Below are 16,997 nucleotides of genomic sequence, written 5' to 3'. Positions count from 1 at the left end.
TTGGCATAGCAATTATGCGAGAGAGAATGTTATTGAAATTTTTTCAAAACCAGATCCTGAATTGAAAGTGGGAAGTGAATATGATAAATATTTTGGTCAACCAATAAAATTATTAAGTTATAGTAAAATTTTAAACACAAGGAAAGAAAAAAATAGATATTATTATTCTATAAATAACAGGGAAATTTTAGGAAAAATTGCATTAAGACCAATGAATGCCTTAAATTTTCTTTATGAATATATTTTGAAAGTACTGGATGATAGTAATTTAATAAGTATCTTTGATGATTTTTTTAAATTTCAAACAAAAGAAATGTATGAAATGGTAAAAGATAAATTTACAAAATTTACAATTGAATATACCAACATAAATGGAGAAACTGAATGTGGAAGAATTTTTGCAAAGATAATTAATCCGATAGCCTATAAATTAAAAAAATGTGGTACAGAAAGAGGAAAAATTTCAAAAAATCCGATAACATTAAATGATTTGCAGTATAATCGTTCAAATTGGAGAGATGAATTAAGTGGAAAACAAAAATCATTGACTCGTTCAGAATATGAATTTATTGAGAAAAATAATTTAAAAACAAAAGCAATGGCTAATTATGAAGTAAATAAAGCTAAAAAAATAGTTCGAAAATTTAATGACATTATGTATAATGGAAAATCAGAAGTCTATCAGATTTCTGAATATCTTAGTTCAATAAAAGCAACACAGGCACATCACATATTTCCTCAAAATGAAGTCCCGGAAATATCAAATTATCTAGAAAATATAATAATGCTGACTCCAAATCAACATTTTGGAATGGCTCATCCAGATAATAAAACACAATATATTAATAAAGATTTTCAGTATATTTGTCTAGTCAGTAAAGCTGCGAAAATAAGAGAAAATTTACTTGGAGAAGAAAAAAATAAAATATATGATTTTGATGACTATATACATGTTTTAAATACTGGATTAAAAACAGATATATTTGAAAATATCAAGAAACTTGATTTTTCTGAAATTATAAGAAAAATTGATTACTTTTATAGTGATTTTATTGCAAATAATAAATATAAAAGTTTAATAAAAATGAACAAAAAAATAAAATATTAAACCATTGTATTAAGTTTAAGTAAAAAAATAAAAATTAGGAGAAGTCAAAAAATGGAAAAGAAAATATACAAAGCAGTAAACTGGAATACCCCTGAAAATGATTATGTGGAAACTTTCTGGGAACAAAATATAAGACAATTTTGGATTGATACGGAATATATTCCGTCAAGGGATATTGACAGCTGGAATGCGCTTAAGCCTGAAATGAAATTGGCTTATTTACATGCACTTGGAGGACTTACAATGCTTGATACATTGCAAAGTCATACTGGAATGCCTAAAATTATTGATCACATTGATTCACTGCAGAATCGGTCAGTGCTTTCTTATATGTGCATGATGGAGTCGATTCACGCAAAATCTTACTCAACAATATTTACAACAGTAGCGTCAACTCGTGAAATAAATGAAACATTTAACTGGGTTCAGGAAAATCCACATTTGCAGTACAAAGCCAATAAAATTGACAATTATTATCAAAAGATGAATAATCCAGAAGCTTCAAGAAGAGATATTGCGATGTCTTTGGCGGCTTCGGTTTACTTGGAAACTTATTTGTTTTACAGCGGATTCTTTTTACCGCTTTGGTTAGCTGGACAGGGAGAAATGGTGGCAAGTTGTGATATAATTAAGAAAATTATTGCGGACGAGTCGATTCACGGAGTATTTGTTGGACTGCTTTTCCAAGAATTATATAATTCATTTGATGAAGAAACTAAAAAAGGAATGAGAGATGAATTAAAGACATTGCTTTACGACTTGTATGAAAATGAATGCAGATATACCGACGAAGTATATGGAGATATTGGGCTTACAGGCGATGTTAAGGAATATATCAGATATAACGCCAACAAAGCGCTTATGAATTTGGGATTTGAAGAAGAGTTTGAAGTAAAAAATGTTAATCCGATTGTGCTAAATGGACTTAATGTGGAAACTACTCAACACGATTTTTTCTCTAAAAAATCTACAAATTATGAAAAAGCACTGGAAGTTGTGCATTTACATGATGATGACTTTGGATTTGATGACGACGATGATGATGATTTTGATATATAGTTCTAAAAATTTTAAAAATAAAAATACATTAAAATTATTGTTTAAAAATTTTTAATTTTTTGAGTTATGTGGTATAATAATACTGAAAATTAAAAATAATTTGAGTTTGGGAGTGGCTAAGTATGAAAAAAATTAGAAAAATTGGGATTATGTTTTTAGTTTTGGCAATTTCTATAAGTGTGATAGCTTGTGGAAATCAAAATAAAAGTAAAAAAGTAAATGATTTTTCTTCTAAAACAGAGAAAGAAAGTGAAGAAAAATTGAAAGCTTCTTATGGTGACGGAGAAAATCGTGATTTTACAACTGACGGAAAACTTCACGAAGATAAATTTCTTAATAAAAAATTTGGATATACTGATACTTCTGATGAATTTGAAATAAAAAAAGATGCAAAAGGATATTATGTCATAAGTTACTATTACGATGAAGATAATGAAGATGCTCAAGCAGAAAAGGAAGTAAGAAGATTAAAAGTTTATAAAAATTTTGCGCTTGTAAAAGAAGATGACGATAACAGTATGGTCTATGCTTATGACACAAAATTAAAAAAACTTGTATTTTTAAATTCAAATGGTAAAATCTTTTTGGAAGCAACTGAAATGGAATAAAAAAACAATTTTAGAATAAAAAAATGAGAGTATTCAGAATTTTTATGTAAATTTGTATACAAAACTGTCAAGTGTAGCGATTTTTTGAAATATTTGCATACAAAAAATTTTTACACACCCAAAATTTGAGATAAAAATTAGGGAGAACGTCTTTTTCTCCCTTTTTTATATTATAAAAATTCTTTTTCAAATTCATCTTCACTTAGCACTCTAATTCCTAAATTTTGAGCTTTTTCTAACTTACTTCCAGCTTTTTCTCCAGCAATTAAAAAATCCAAATTTTTTGAAACGGCAGATAAATAATTTCCACCTTTTTCTAAAATTATATCTTTTATTTCGTTTCGTTTATATTTTTGCAATTTTCCAGTTGCAAGGAAATTTTTCCCTTTTATCGGATTGTCTTTAACTTCTTTTATTTCATTTCCTTCAAATTTAAATTTTAAGCCAATTTCTTTAAGTTCTGTAATAATTTTCCAGTTATTTTCGTTATTTAAAAAAGTGTTTACGGCGATTGCAGCTTTTTCTCCAATTCCTTTTACTTCCAAAAGTTCTTCAACTGACTTTTCTTTTAAAACATCAATATCTTTAAAAGTTTTACTCAAAAGGTTGGCGTTAAATTTCCCAACAAATGGGATTCCAAGAGCATACAGAACTTTGGAGAAGTCCTGATTTTTACTTTCGTTTATGCTGTTTAACAAATTTTCAACACTTTTTTTCCCCATCTTTTCCAAATTTTCTAATTCATTGCGATAATTTCCCAAAAAATAAATATCGACTACGGTTTTAATTTTTTCAAGTTCAATAAATTTTTCTACAATTTTTTCTCCCAGACCTGAAATATTCATGGCATCCCTTGACACAAAGTAGGAAATTTCTCTTTTAATTTTTTCAGGACAATGTGGATTTAAGCATTTTAGCGCAACAAGGCCCTCTTCTTTTACAAGTTTTGTGCCACAAACAGGACAGCTTTCAGGTTCTTTTATTTCTTTTTCAGTCCCTTTCCTGTCATCAAATACGACATTTACGACTTGCGGTATAATTTCCGCCGCTTTTTCGACAATCACATTGTCACCAATTTTTATATCTTTTCTACGAATTTCATCAAAGTTATGAAGACTAGCTCTTTTTACAACCGACCCCGATAAATTCACAGCTTCCAGCTCTGCAACAGGTGTCACAACTCCCGTTCTTCCCACTTGAAAAGTTACATCCAAAAGTCTTGTTTTAACTTGTTCAGCAGGAAATTTATAAGCGATTGCCCATCGTGGACTTTTTGTCGTGTAGCCCAAAGTTTCATAAAATGAGAAATCATTTATTTTTATAACCAACCCGTCGGTTTCATAATCCAATTTTTCTCTTTTTATTCGCCATTTTTCAATAGATTTTTCAAGAGTTTTAAAGTCGGAATATTTCTCAAAAACTTTAGTTGTCTTAAATCCCAGCTTTTCAATAAATTTAATACTTTCCAGATGAGTCTTAATTCCATAATTTTCCGCATTGACCAAATAATAGAGATAGCAGTCAAGCCCTCTTTTTGAAACAATCGTGGAATCCAGTTGTCTAATTGTTCCAGCAGCAGCATTTCTTGGATTTGCAAAAACTTCTTCCCCATTTTCTTCCCGCTCTTCATTTATTTTATTAAAATTTGGAATAGGCAAAATAATTTCTCCACGAACTTCCAGCGAAATCGGCTCTTTCAGTTTCTTCGGAATGGATTCGATTTCCATAATATTTTCCGTCACATCTTCTCCAATTTTCCCGTCACCACGAGTGACTGCTCTCGTTAAGTTCCCATTTTCATAAATAAGGCTGATACTAAGTCCGTCCAATTTCAGTTCCAGAATATATTCAATTTTTTCAGAAAAGTTAATTATTTTTTTCACTCTTTTGTCAAAATCTTCGATTTCAGCGATATTATAAGTATTTGACAAACTTAGCATAGGAACTTTATGTTCAACTTTAGAAAATTTATTACTCGCAGTCCCTCCAATTTTTTCAGTCGGAGAATCATCAATTTCTAAAAGAGTGGGATATTCTTTTTCCATCTCTTTTAACTTTCGCAAGAGTCCGTCATATTCCATATCTGAAATAATTGGATTATCTTCGTTGTAATAAAGATTATTATATTTTTCAATTTTGTTTTTCAAATTTGTATAATTTTTTAATATTTCATTATCAAGTGAGTTCATTTTTTCTTTTTCCTTTTCTTTTTTGATTTTTTTTATTTTTAAATTTAGTATATCATTTTTTGAGAAAATTATAAATAAAAATTTTTAAAGAGAGAAATAGAAAATGAAGTTTTTTATTTATCATAAAAAAATTTAAAAAAAATTTTGAAAAAACAAAAAAATATGGTAAAATAAGTTCGTAGGAAAAGTTCCTACCACTCCAAGAATTAAAAAATAAGGAGAAAAATCAACTCAAAGTCAGTAAATATAAGGTTTAGGAGTTACGGAAAATGATAAAAAAACATCAAAAAATGACAAAATTTAAGCAAAAAAATGTGATTTTAATGTCTGAAAAAATCTCTGTAATACTGATAAATAAAGGATTTTATTGAAAATACGGGTTGAAGTAGTGTATCCATTAAAACAAGGATTGAAACAGACGGTACTTTCTTTTACCATCAGTATAATATATTTCGAGTGTTGAAGTAGTGTATCCATTAAAACAAGGATTGAAACATGATTAAGAACATTCTTTTAAGAAGTTTATTCAAGTGTTGAAGTAGTGTATCCATTAAAACAAGGATTGAAACACGCCCAATAATTCGGACATACATTACAATCATCAGAAAAGTTGAAGTAGTGTATCCATTAAAACAAGGATTGAAACGTCGTCCTTTAGTTGTTTCTTTTGATACTGAATATACTCGTTGAAGTAGTGTATCCATTAAAACAAGGATTGAAACTTCTCACTAATCTTGTGTTATTTGCTCCTGCTTTTTTGTTGAAGTAGTGTATCCATTAAAACAAGGATTGAAACAAAAACTTTCTCTTTGTTTCCTTCATAGATGTAACCTGGTTGAAGTAGTGTATCCATTAAAACAAGGATTGAAACTTAATCTGAGCAATCTCCTTGCTGCTGAAATCTTTTAGTTGAAGTAGTGTATCCATTAAAACAAGGATTGAAACAAATCTCTGAATTGAGTTATGTTTGAAACAATTTCAGTTGAAGTAGTGTATCCATTAAAACAAGGTTTAAAATTATTATTCGAATATTTTTATTAAATTAAAGAAAGTGTAAGAGCTTTCTTTTTTTAATTAATGATAAAATAAAAATATATTGATTTTTAAAATTATATTTTGTATAATAAAATATATGCTTATAAGCAAAGAAAGGAAATTAAAATGGGAACATTATTTAAATTATTTTTTTCATTTGCAAAAATGGGACTTTTCACATTTGGTGGCGGATACGCTATGCTTCCAATGATAAAAAGGGAAGTTGTTGAAAAGAATAAATGGGCTACAGAAGATGAAATTATGGATTATTATGCGATAGGACAAGTAACCCCTGGAGTTATTGCAGTAAATACGGCAACATTTGTAGGACACAAAGTGAAAGGTCTTATCGGATCTATATTTGCAACGATGGGAATGATTGTTCCCCCTATTATAATTATTACTTTGATTGCTATATTTTTGAAAAATTTTTCCCATCTGATGGTTATAAAATACGCTTTTAATGGAATCCGTGCGTGTGTCTGTGTGCAAGTTTTTCAAGCTATATTTATGATGGCAAAAAAATCATTGCCTGATTTAATTTGTATCGTAATATTTATTCTTGTAATTATATTTTCAGTTACGAATATATTAGATCCAACTTTACTTGTGATTTTGGCGGGAGTAACAGGAGTTATTATTAAAAACTTTACAAGAAAAAAAGATGGTAAAAAAAGTGACGAAGATAGTCAGAAAATAGGAAATGGAGGCAGAGAATAATGAATGAAATAATGAAATTATTGCATTTATCAATTGAATTTGGAAAAGTTGGACTTTTTTCAGTTGGTGGAGGACTTGCGACTTTGCCGTTTCTTTATCATATGGGACAGAGAACAGGATGGTTTACTGCTAATGATGTGTCGGATATGATAGCGATTTCTCAGTCAACACCTGGACCTATGGGAATTAATATGGCAACTTCAGTTGGATTTACAATAGCGGGACTATGGGGAGCAGTAATTGCGCCAATTGCACTTACAATACCATCGATAATAATAACTATTATGATTTCTAACGCACTAAGAAAATTTCAGGATTCAGTTTTGGTGCAAGATATTTTTTATGGATTGAGACCAGCTTCTATTGCACTTATTGTAACAGCTGGGATTAGTGTAGCAAAAGGGTCTTTATTTGATATAGAAAAATACAATTTGTCAAAAAATATTGTCAATTTATTTGATTACAAATCCATTATTTTGGCAATAATTATTGCAATACTTACAAAGTTTAAGTTTAATCCCATACTTTTAATTGTATTATCGGCAATTGCAGGAATAATTTTCAAATTTCAATAAAATAAATTAAATTTAAAAATTAATAAAATTAATAAAATAAAAGGAGTGATTTAATGGCAACATCACAATATAAAAATTCATATGATTTTTTACAAAATGATTTAAAAAATAGAATTTTACTGCTAGATGGAGCTATGGGGACAATGATTCAAAAGCAGAATTTGACTGCGGATGATTTTGGCGGCGAAAAATATGAGGGGTGTAACGACTATCTTGTGTTGACAAAACCTGAAATTATTAAAAATATTCATAAAGAATATTTGAAATCTGGAAGTGACATCATTGAAACAAATAGTTTTGGAGCTTTGGACATTGTTCTAAAAGATTATGATTTGGAAGACAGAGCTTTTGAAATGTGCAAAAGAGCGGCAGAGCTTGTAAATGAGGCAATTTTAGAATATAGAAGTGAAAATCCTGATGATACTAGGCATCTTTATGTTGCAGGAGCTTTAGGACCATCTAATAAGTCAATTAGTGTTACTGGAGGAGTTACTTTTGATGAACTTGTCCATACATATTATACAGCTGTTTCAGGACTTCTAGCTGGGGGAGTGGATTTAATCCTGTTTGAGACAATTCAAGATACAAGAAACTTAAAAGCTGCGTATTTAGGGCTTAAAAAGGCTATGGAAGAAAATTATACCGTGCCGCTTATGTTGTCATTTACGATTGAAAGCACAGGAACGACACTTGCCGGGCAAACTGCGGATGCCTTTTATTACGCTGTAAATCATATGCATCCATTTTCTGTCGGATTAAACTGCGCAACAGGACCTGAATTTATGACTCAGTTTTTAAAAACATTAAATGATATTTCAAATACTTACATTTCTGTTTATCCAAACGCAGGGCTTCCAAATGAAGATGGAGAATATGAAGAAACTCCAGTAACTTTGGCAAATAAATTAGAACCTTTTTTCAAAAATAAATATTTGAATATCGTAGGTGGCTGTTGTGGAACCACGCCAGATTACATTAAAGAGATTAAAGAGAAAACTGTGAACTATGAACCTAGAAATATTGATAAAGATAAAAATTTTAATAATTTGTCTGGTCTAATTTCACTTGAAACTCCTAAAGATAGACCAATTTATGTGGGAGAACGAACAAATGTAATAGGTTCAAGAATTTTTAAAAATCTTATTGCACAGGAAAAATTTGATGAAGCGACTGAAGTTGCAAGGCTTCAAATTAAAGGGGATGCCGATGTAATTGATGTCTGTCTTGCAAATCCAGATAGAGATGAAGTTGCCGATATGAAAGCATTTTTGGAAAAGGTTTCAAAATTTGCAAAAGTGCCGATAATGCTTGACTCGACTGATATAAATGTTGTTGAAAAAGGGCTGACTTATCTTCAGGGAAAAGGGATTATTAATTCGATAAACTTGGAAGACGGGGAAGAAAAATTTAAGAAAATGGCTGAAGTTATCAAAGAATTTGGAGCTGCGGTTGTTGTGGGGCTTATTGACGAAGAAGGAATGGCTGTTTCGCTTGAGAAGAAAATTAAGGTGGCAAGACGAAGTTATGAGCTGCTTACAAAAAAATATGGAATTGATGAAAGAGATATAATTTTTGATACGCTTGTTTTCCCGGTTGCGACAGGAGACCAGAAATATATTGGTTCTGCAAGTGCGACAATTGAAGCTATTCGAGAAATAAAAAAAGAAATGCCTAATGTTAAAACAATTTTGGGAGTGAGTAACATTTCATTTGGATTGCCAATTGCGGGAAGAGAAGTGTTAAATACTTATTATATGAATAAAGCCTATGAAGCTGGGCTTGATTTTGCGATTGTAAATACTGAAAAAATTATTCCGATGGATGAAATTTCAGATGAAGAAAAAGAGCTGTCAGAAAATATATTGTTTCATACAGATGATGAAAATGTTTCAAAATTTGCAAATTTCTATAGAGATAAAAAGGCGACTAAGAAAAAAGTTGATGTAAGTAACTTGACGGCGGAAGAAAAAGTCTCAAATTTGGTTGTTGAAGGAAGTAAAAAGGATTTGACAGTTTTACTTGATGAACTTTTGAAAAAATATACTCCAATTGAAATAATAAATGGGCCTTTGATGACTGGAATGGACGAAGTTGGAAGACTTTTTAACAAAAATGATTTAATCGTTGCGGAAGTTTTGCAAAGTGCGGAAGTTATGAAAGCGAGTGTGGCACATTTAGAGCAGTTTATGGAAAAAGATGAGTCTTCTGTGAAAGGTAAAATAATTATGGCAACTGTAAAGGGTGATGTGCATGACATCGGGAAAAATTTGGTTGGAATAATTATTGGAAACAATGGCTACGAAGTAATTGATTTGGGAATTAATACTCCTGCGGAAAAAATTCGAGATGCTGTAGTAAAAGAAAAAGCTGATTTTTTAGGACTTTCAGGACTTCTGGTAAAATCTGCAGCTGAAATGGTGAATACTGTTGCTGTGTTGAGAGAAGCGGGAATTTCTATACCGATTTTCGTTGGAGGAGCCGCTCTTACAGAAAAATTTACAGTTAATAAAATTGAACCAGCTTATGAAAATAATATTGTAATTTATTCAAAAGATGCGATGACAGCACTTTCTGACTTGAATAAAATGATTGACGAAAAGAAATTTGAAGAATTTAGGGAATATTTGCAAAAGCGAAGAGATTTACTTTTAATAAAAGATGAAAAAGAACTGCAAAAATTAAAAGTAAAACAGACAGTTAGCGATATTAAAGATAAAGACGGAACTTTTGACTATTCTGAAATTGAAATTCCAAAATATAATTTTGAGAAAATTTATAAGCCTGAAACTTTGAACAAGCAAATTATTACAAATATAAAGGCAAAAGATGTATTTCCGTTTATCAATTTACAAATGCTTATTGGAAAACATCTGGGTCTTAAATGGATTGTTGGAAAAATGCTTGAAAAACAAGATCCTCGTACAGTAAAAATATATAATGAAATTAAAGATATTATCGAACACGGCGATGAATATTTTGATATAACTGCAATTTACAAATATTTTCCTGTGCGGCGAAAATATGGTAAAGAAAAAAACGAATTTTCGTTGGAAATTTTATCCGATGATTCGAGTAAAGTTATCGAAACATTTAATTTTCCAAGACAGAAATACGGTCAATATTTGTCATTAAACGATTATGTAAATCCTGATGGAATAGATTATGTAGGATTTTTTGTTGCAACAGCTGGAGAGAAGTCAAGAATTGTGTCTAACGAATTAAAAGCAAAAGGTGAGTTTTATAAAGGACATTTGGTAAATTCGATAGGACTGGAACTTGCGGAAGCTACTTCTGAGTATATTCACCAAATTATGAGAAAAGATGTGGGAATTATTGATAAAGAATTGCAAACGGAAGATATATTAAAAGCAAATTATCAAGGTAACCGTTATTCATTTGGATATCCAGCGTGTCCAGATTTAAGCGACCAGAAAAAATTGTTTAAATTGTTAAAACCTGAAATTTATGGAATAAAACTTACTGATGAATTTATGATGTATCCTGAAGCATCTGTAAGTGCTATCGTATTTTCACAGCCATTTTGCAAATATTTTAATATGTAAAATTTTATTTAGTTATATTTTATTTATTGAAAATATTTTAAGAATAAAAAAACAAAATAAGGAAACTTAATTTATATTTTTAAGTTTCCCTATTTTTTAATAAATATATTTTAATTAATTACCATTTATATTTTTCTTAATGTTATCCCATAGCTCTTCGCCTTTTTTCATCACTTCCTGTCCAATTTGGCTAGATTGAACATCTTTTATTCCTTTCTCAATACTTTTTAGCATTTCTAATGCTTTTTCAACTGTCACTTGTTTTGAAGAATATAACTCTTTTCCTTGTTCCAACAATTTTGGACATTCTTTGTCAAAACTTGTGTCGCCTGTTTGAACACACTGAGCGTTTTTAAACATTTCATTGGATTTTTTTACATTTTTAAGAGCTTTTTCTCCATTTTTTATGCCTTCTTCAGCTTCTTTATTCTGAACATTTCGAGTAAAGGCGCTAAGTAAATCCTTTGTATTTCTTTCACTTTCTTCAAACATTTTGTTTATTCTATTTTGTTCTCTTCTTACATTATTTTGTATAGCTGCATCGTTTTCATTTTCGGATGAACTATTTAAATTCTTGTTAGTTGCAGGGATATTTTGAGAGTCAGAAGAATTAGTGTTATTATGACTTTGTACAGTTTCTCCATTTGGTCCAGTTGAAACTTCAGGCATCGAACTTGTTGGCTGCAGTTGAGTCTGAGCTGTGCTGTCAGATCCCATGCCATTATTTTGAGTAAGTGAATAGATATTGTAAACTCCACTTATTACAAAAACTACAAAAGAAAAATAAAACAAATAGCAAATAACTTTATCAGTCGAAGTCTTTTCATCTCTCAATTTTCCTTTTGCCTCATTCTTACCCATTCCATTTTCAACAAATTCCTTTAATTTTTTATTGTCTTCCACAGTTTTTTTTATGTATGGAATCCCTGCCAAAATTGCTACAACTAGTGAAAATATAAGTAACATTATCATCATTACCATAAAAAATCATCTCCCTTTTAATTATAAAAAATACAAATCCACACACAATGCGGATTTTTACTTGTATAACTCACTTTATGTTTTTTATTTTTTTTTATCAAAAGCGTATCACCACTCGATAATTTTACAATTTCAGAATTTTTAAAATAAGTTATTTCAGCATTTCCTTGCACCAAAATTACAAATTCATTCTTATCACAACTTTGCCAGTCGGTAGTTTGACCTTCTGAAATAATTCTTTCGATTTTTATATTTTTATTTTTTTCCAAAATTGTTATAATTTCTTCATTATTTTCAAAATTTTCAAATTTTTTCAAATCAAAAATGTTCATATTCACCTCAACTATCGTGTTCCTTTTCAGTTTCTGTAATATCTATAAATTTAAATGTCCTTTCTTTTTTATTGTTTTTCCCTTTTTTATTTTCCAATTGTGCCACTCTTTGTGCCATTTCATTTTGTTTTTTTATTAACTCGTCTAACTTGTAGTGCAAATCTTCAATTACAATCTCATTTTTTAAATTCACTTTATAATCATTCAAAGACTTTTTCTCATCAAGTTTCTTTGATTTGTTTTGATTAATTATAATAAGTGAACAAAATAAAAGCATAACAAAAGACAAAATTGCATTTAAAATTACAAAAGAATAAGAGTCAAACTGTTTATTAAATATAAATATCAAATTTATAAAAAGCCAGATTGCCACAACTGCGATAACCAAGTTAATAAATTTTTTGCTTCCAATAAATCTTGAAATTTTATTTGAAATTTTTATTTTTTCATCTTTTTCTTCTTTTATAACTTTAGAAACTTTTTGCTCTAACAGCATATGTATTATTTCTTCTCTTTTTAAGTCATCATCTACACTTTTAAGCATCTGTTTTAAAGAAATTTCTTTATTTTTAATGCTTTTTGATTTTGTTTTGACCGTTTTCAATTTTTTACTCCTTTTCATAATTTTTTGTCCTTCTCCCGTTTATTATGATAACATTTTAATAAAAAAAATACAAGCATTATACCAAAATACATTTAAATTTTTTTACTATGAATTCACTAAAAGCTCTTTTAGTAAAGTATAAATTTTAAGTATACTATTAATATTGTTTTATTAATTCAAAGAGCAAGATATGTTATTTTCAAGTGCACCATCTATTTTTATATATTTTAATTTCCCATTTTTGTCAGATTTTTTCAATTCGCTATTTTTATATATAATTATAATTTTTCCAACTCCTTAACTATATCTTCAAGATCTTTAAAAAAAGATGCACTATCATAAACTTTTCTTCTCATTTCACTTTCTCCCCAAAGTTTTTCAATTTTATCTTTGCCAGAATACTCAGACGGAACATTTCCTAAATACTGTAACGAGTTTATTTCGTGTTGTTTATATGCATTACCTGAATATTTTTTTTTCACATATCCAGAAAGTTCTATTTCATAACTGAAATCTAGTTTTTCAACTGACTTAGTTTTACTTTCCTGAAATATAAATTCTTTTTTTACCGTTTGTCCATCGCTATTTTTAACATCTTTTACTTGAGATAAATTTTTTATTTGGCTAGGATACGTAGAAACTTGATAATTATCTGTAACTTTACAATTTATTTGGACTTCAGCCTCACTTGAATATTTTGTATAAACTCCAACTTTGGATAAATGACCATTTATATATGCAGGGACATGGCTATTATCACAACCAGAAATGTTATATTTTACGTAGGCTTTTTTAGAATACTCTGCAATTTTCTCTTTTGAATCTTTAAAATTAGGGATAATTTCTTGTACCTTTTTTAATTTTTCTATTGATTCTCTGTATCCATGTTTAGTTACAGCACCAGAAGTTCGTACAGCACTTTGGTAAAGCTTGTCTGCTTCTTGATAATCAGCTTTTTTTTTGAGTTCTCTAATTTTTATATACATATTTTTATAATTTTTCTGATATTGTCCATAAGTTTCTTGTGCTGCTTCATTTAATTTTTGTGCTTCACGGTATTCTTCAGCTTTTTCTTTTATATTGGCATATTCTATGAGTTTATCAGCTTCAGCTTGAGACATTTTTCTTGATATTGATTCATATTTTAAAATTTTATTTTCATCTATTTTTTTTATTTCACTTAATTCTTTAGTATAACCAATCATATTTCTGTAATATTCATCAAGTATTGAAATAATATCTCTAGAATATTTACCTTCCAATTCTCCTGTTTTTATACGTTCATCTATAATTTTATAAATTTCGCCTAAAAGTTCATCGCCATCATATTTTGACAAAAAATCAGTAAAATTTGAAGATTGAGAGTAAACATCGAATAGTGCATAAATTTTATAAAGTCCTTCATAACCATCTTGTCTTTCTTCTAAATTACTGCTTCCAGCTTCTGTTTTATAATAATTTACAATATTAGAAAACTTTTCCATAATTTCATTTTTAATATCTGGTTTAATTTTTTCAACTTTGTTTGGATGTTTCTCAAAATAACTCAAAGTAAGATATATGCTTCTTATATATTCTTTATTATCATACGCCTCTTGTGCCTTTTTTAATTCACAAGATACAATGGTAAATAACAGCAATAAAATTAAAAATATTTTTTTCATAAGAACAGATCCTTTCGATTAAAATTTTTTATTATTTAAACTCAAATACATCTATATTCCTTCTAAAATCATCAAAAATATATTTCCTATTCCTTCTCCCACAGATTTTAAAAAATTCATTCCAGGCTCATTATCATAGATATACTTTGAAGTAGCTAAATTTTTAGAAAAATCCTTTTTAATTTGTTTTCTAATTTTTAGTTCTCCATTTTTTTTATAGTATTCGCAGCTCCATTTATCAGTTTCGATTTCTTTACAACTCATTTTTTTTGTTCCATTGGAATTATATTCTTCATACAAATCTTTTATTTCCATATTTATCATATCGTTATTTTTAGCAATTCCAGTATATTTCAAATTTCCATTTGGATAATAAACTTTTTGTGTTTGATTTTCAAGAGTTCCATTTTCAAAAGTGTATTCCCTCTCAATTTTCCCGTTTTTTCCAAAGATTTTTATAGTCTTTGGTATTTGATAACTCTGTCCTTTTTTATTAGCTTGCAAAACTTCCATTTCTGATAAAACTTTTTTGTTGCCATTATAGTAAATAAATTTCCCATTTTCTTTTCCACTAGATTTATATTCTGCGGTCAAATTTCCGTTGACATATTGATTTTCTGATTTTAAAAATCCATTTTCATAAATTTTTTGTGAAGCAGTTTTTTTATTTTTATCATATTTTTGGATAATTACTTGATTCTTTTCTTTGTCAATCTCCTTTGCCTCTTCAATATTTCCGTCCAGAAAATATTTGTAATAAGAAATGAGGTTTCCGTTTTCATAAAAATTTATATTTTTGATGTTATCTTTTATTTTTTGAACTGCAACTCCAGTAAATAATTTATTATTTTCTTTTTCATAAGCTAGATTATTATTTAGTACAATTTGTGTATCATAATCCAATATTTTTTCTGCTTCAATATTTTTTATTTTTGAAAAATTTTCCAATTTTGAAATACCTGAAATATTTCCCAAACTTTGGGATTTCGCTATAATTGGTAAAAAGCAAAATGTACTAACTAAAATTATTTTTTTTATTTTATTTTTCATAACTATAACCTATCCATCGCATCAATTATTTGATTTAATTCTCTTTCTAAATTAGATTTTTCTAAAATTTTATTTCTCATTTTGGTTTCACCTAAAGGTTTTTCTATTTTATCCTTATCTTTATATTCTTTTGGAATATCTCCTATATATTGGAGTGAATGCACCTCATTTTTTTCTGAAAGATTATTTGAATATCTTTGTTTTACAAGACCTGATACTTCTATTTCATAGTTAAAAGTTATTTTTTCGATCGCTAGACTTTTAATTTTTTGAAATATAAACTCTTTTGTAACCTTTTCACCAGCATTATTTACAATTTCTCTTATTTCTCTCAGATTCTCAATATTGCTAGGAAATGTAGAGATATTATAGTTATCAGTAACTCTGCAATTTATTTGAACTTCAGCAGAATTTGCAGAAGTTTTCTTACCAATGACATTTTCCAATTTTTTATCTAGATATTTTTCAACCCAGCTATTGCTGCACCCAAAAATATTGTATTTTACATAAATTTTATCTTTATATTTTGAAATCAAACTTACAGAATCTTTATAATTTGGAACAAGTTCATTTGCTCTTTCTAAATCCCAAACTGCGTTTCTATAGTCATTTCTAGTTTTAGCATTTTTAAGGCTTGATAAAGCTATACTATATGCGTTTTGTGCTGCTTGCAAATCAGCCTTTTCTTTTAATTCCTTTGTTTTAATTGAGACTTTTTTTGCATCTTGGCGAGTTATTACAAAAAGTTTATCAGCTTCTTCGTAAAATCTCTGTGCTTCTCTATAATTTTTTTTATTTTCACTTGCATTAGCAAATTCGATAAATTTATTAGCTTTATTTTTATTTATCTGCTTACTTATTTCTTTATATTTTAAAGCCATTTCATTGGATATTTTTGGATTTTTTTCCATAGAATCAATAAATTTTAAGATATCTTCATAGTAATTATTTATATCATTCGTCACATCTTTAAAATGGTCATAACCATAATATTCATAATTATAATTATTATTTTTTAATCTTTGCGTAATTATTTTTTCAATATTATTCAAAGATTCATCCAAAGGGTATTTTTGCTGAAAATCCGAAAAAGTTGAAGAGTTTTTATAAGTGTCAAATAATGCATAAATTTTAACCAATTCTTCATAACCTTTCTGTCTTTCGCTCAAATCACGGCTCCCTGTCATCTCTTTATAATGATTTGTAATATTCAAAAATTTCTCCATAATTTCATTTTTTATTTCAGGCTTAATTTTATTAATTTTTTTTGGATTTGTTTCAAAATAATTAAAAACTAATTCTATACTTTTTAAATATTCCTTTTTATTATAAGCTTCTCTGGCATCTTCTAATTCACATGACACAATCGTAAATAGCAGCAATAAAATTAAAAATACTTTTTTCAAACAAAACACATCCTTCCAATAAAATATTCTCTTTTTTACTTAAATTATACCATATTTTCGTTTATATAAAAGCTAAAATTTTATTTTTTTTGTCCCTCATCTT

At 28.3% G+C, this 16,997-nt stretch carries 13 protein-coding genes and 1 CRISPR repeat array; of the genes, 6 read left to right on the top strand and 7 right to left on the bottom strand.

All coding sequences use genetic code 11. From position 1 onward, the window contains the following. Positions 1-61 precede the first annotated feature (61 nt). The 3 genes from BCB68_RS09565 (at position 62) to BCB68_RS09555 (ending at position 2,775) form a co-directional block, all read left to right on the top strand. Positions 62-1,108, top strand: a complete 1,047-nt coding sequence (locus tag BCB68_RS09565) for a hypothetical protein (RefSeq protein ID WP_216639348.1) — start codon at positions 62-64, stop codon at positions 1,106-1,108. 51 nt (positions 1,109-1,159) lie between these two features. Further along, the gene (gene nrdF / locus BCB68_RS09560) at positions 1,160-2,167 is read left to right on the top strand and encodes a class 1b ribonucleoside-diphosphate reductase subunit beta (protein WP_094080570.1); all 1,008 of its coding nucleotides are present in this window, start codon (positions 1,160-1,162) and stop codon (positions 2,165-2,167) included. 122 nt (positions 2,168-2,289) lie between these two features. Continuing rightward, positions 2,290-2,775, top strand: coding sequence for a hypothetical protein (locus BCB68_RS09555; RefSeq protein ID WP_094080569.1), 486 nt, complete (start codon positions 2,290-2,292; stop codon positions 2,773-2,775). A gap of 170 nt (positions 2,776-2,945) precedes the next feature. Here the strand turns inward: BCB68_RS09555 and ligA are convergent, their stop codons facing one another. Beyond that, positions 2,946-4,964: an NAD-dependent DNA ligase LigA gene (gene ligA / locus BCB68_RS09550; protein ID WP_094080568.1), complete on the bottom strand. Its 2,019-nt coding sequence runs from the start codon at positions 4,962-4,964 to the stop codon at positions 2,946-2,948. 379 nt (positions 4,965-5,343) lie between these two features. Then, positions 5,344-5,982: direct repeats of the CRISPR family, unit length 37 nt; unit sequence GTTGAAGTAGTGTATCCATTAAAACAAGGATTGAAAC. Positions 5,983-6,125: 143 nt separating this feature from the next. On the opposite strand from ligA, the gene BCB68_RS09545 reads away from it, so the two are divergent. From BCB68_RS09545 to metH, 3 genes are read left to right on the top strand one after another with little or no spacing between them, the layout of a single operon-like run. Beyond that, positions 6,126-6,719, top strand: coding sequence for a chromate transporter (locus BCB68_RS09545; RefSeq protein ID WP_094080567.1), 594 nt, complete (start codon positions 6,126-6,128; stop codon positions 6,717-6,719). After that, complete coding sequence (locus BCB68_RS09540; protein WP_216639347.1) at positions 6,719-7,294, top strand: chromate transporter; 576 nt, start codon at positions 6,719-6,721, stop codon at positions 7,292-7,294. The genes BCB68_RS09545 and BCB68_RS09540 overlap by 1 nt, the downstream gene beginning before the upstream one ends. Positions 7,295-7,347: 53 nt before the next feature. After that, a complete protein-coding gene (gene metH, locus BCB68_RS09535) occupies positions 7,348-10,857 on the top strand; it encodes a methionine synthase (RefSeq protein WP_094080566.1) in 3,510 nt (1,169 codons plus the stop codon). 114 nt (positions 10,858-10,971) lie between these two features. On the opposite strand, the gene BCB68_RS09530 is transcribed toward metH, so the two are convergent. The 6 genes from BCB68_RS09530 to BCB68_RS09505 form a co-directional block, all read right to left on the bottom strand. Then, on the bottom strand, positions 10,972-11,838 hold the full coding sequence (locus BCB68_RS09530) for a hypothetical protein (RefSeq protein ID WP_237048628.1): 867 nt from the start codon (positions 11,836-11,838) through the stop codon (positions 10,972-10,974). A 17-nt stretch (positions 11,839-11,855) separates the two neighbouring features. Further along, entirely contained in the window at positions 11,856-12,170 is a 315-nt protein-coding gene (locus tag BCB68_RS09525) for a cupin domain-containing protein (RefSeq protein WP_094080565.1), read from the bottom strand. A gap of 7 nt (positions 12,171-12,177) precedes the next feature. Further along, positions 12,178-12,792, bottom strand: a complete 615-nt coding sequence (locus BCB68_RS09520) for a DUF1003 domain-containing protein (protein WP_237048627.1) — start codon at positions 12,790-12,792, stop codon at positions 12,178-12,180. Positions 12,793-13,052: 260 nt separating this feature from the next. Next, on the bottom strand, positions 13,053-14,438 hold the full coding sequence (locus tag BCB68_RS09515) for a hypothetical protein (RefSeq protein WP_094080564.1): 1,386 nt from the start codon (positions 14,436-14,438) through the stop codon (positions 13,053-13,055). Positions 14,439-14,489: 51 nt separating this feature from the next. Next, positions 14,490-15,488, bottom strand: a complete 999-nt coding sequence (locus BCB68_RS09510) for a hypothetical protein (protein ID WP_094080563.1) — start codon at positions 15,486-15,488, stop codon at positions 14,490-14,492. Positions 15,489-15,490: 2 nt separating this feature from the next. Next, on the bottom strand, positions 15,491-16,903 hold the full coding sequence (locus tag BCB68_RS09505) for a hypothetical protein (protein WP_237048626.1): 1,413 nt from the start codon (positions 16,901-16,903) through the stop codon (positions 15,491-15,493). Positions 16,904-16,997 lie beyond the last annotated feature (94 nt).

The sequence above is a fragment of the Leptotrichia sp. oral taxon 498 genome, from assembly GCF_002240055.1.
In the GTDB taxonomy this organism is placed as follows: domain Bacteria; phylum Fusobacteriota; class Fusobacteriia; order Fusobacteriales; family Leptotrichiaceae; genus Leptotrichia; species Leptotrichia rugosa.
This window is presented reverse-complemented; position numbering and strand designations above follow the sequence as displayed.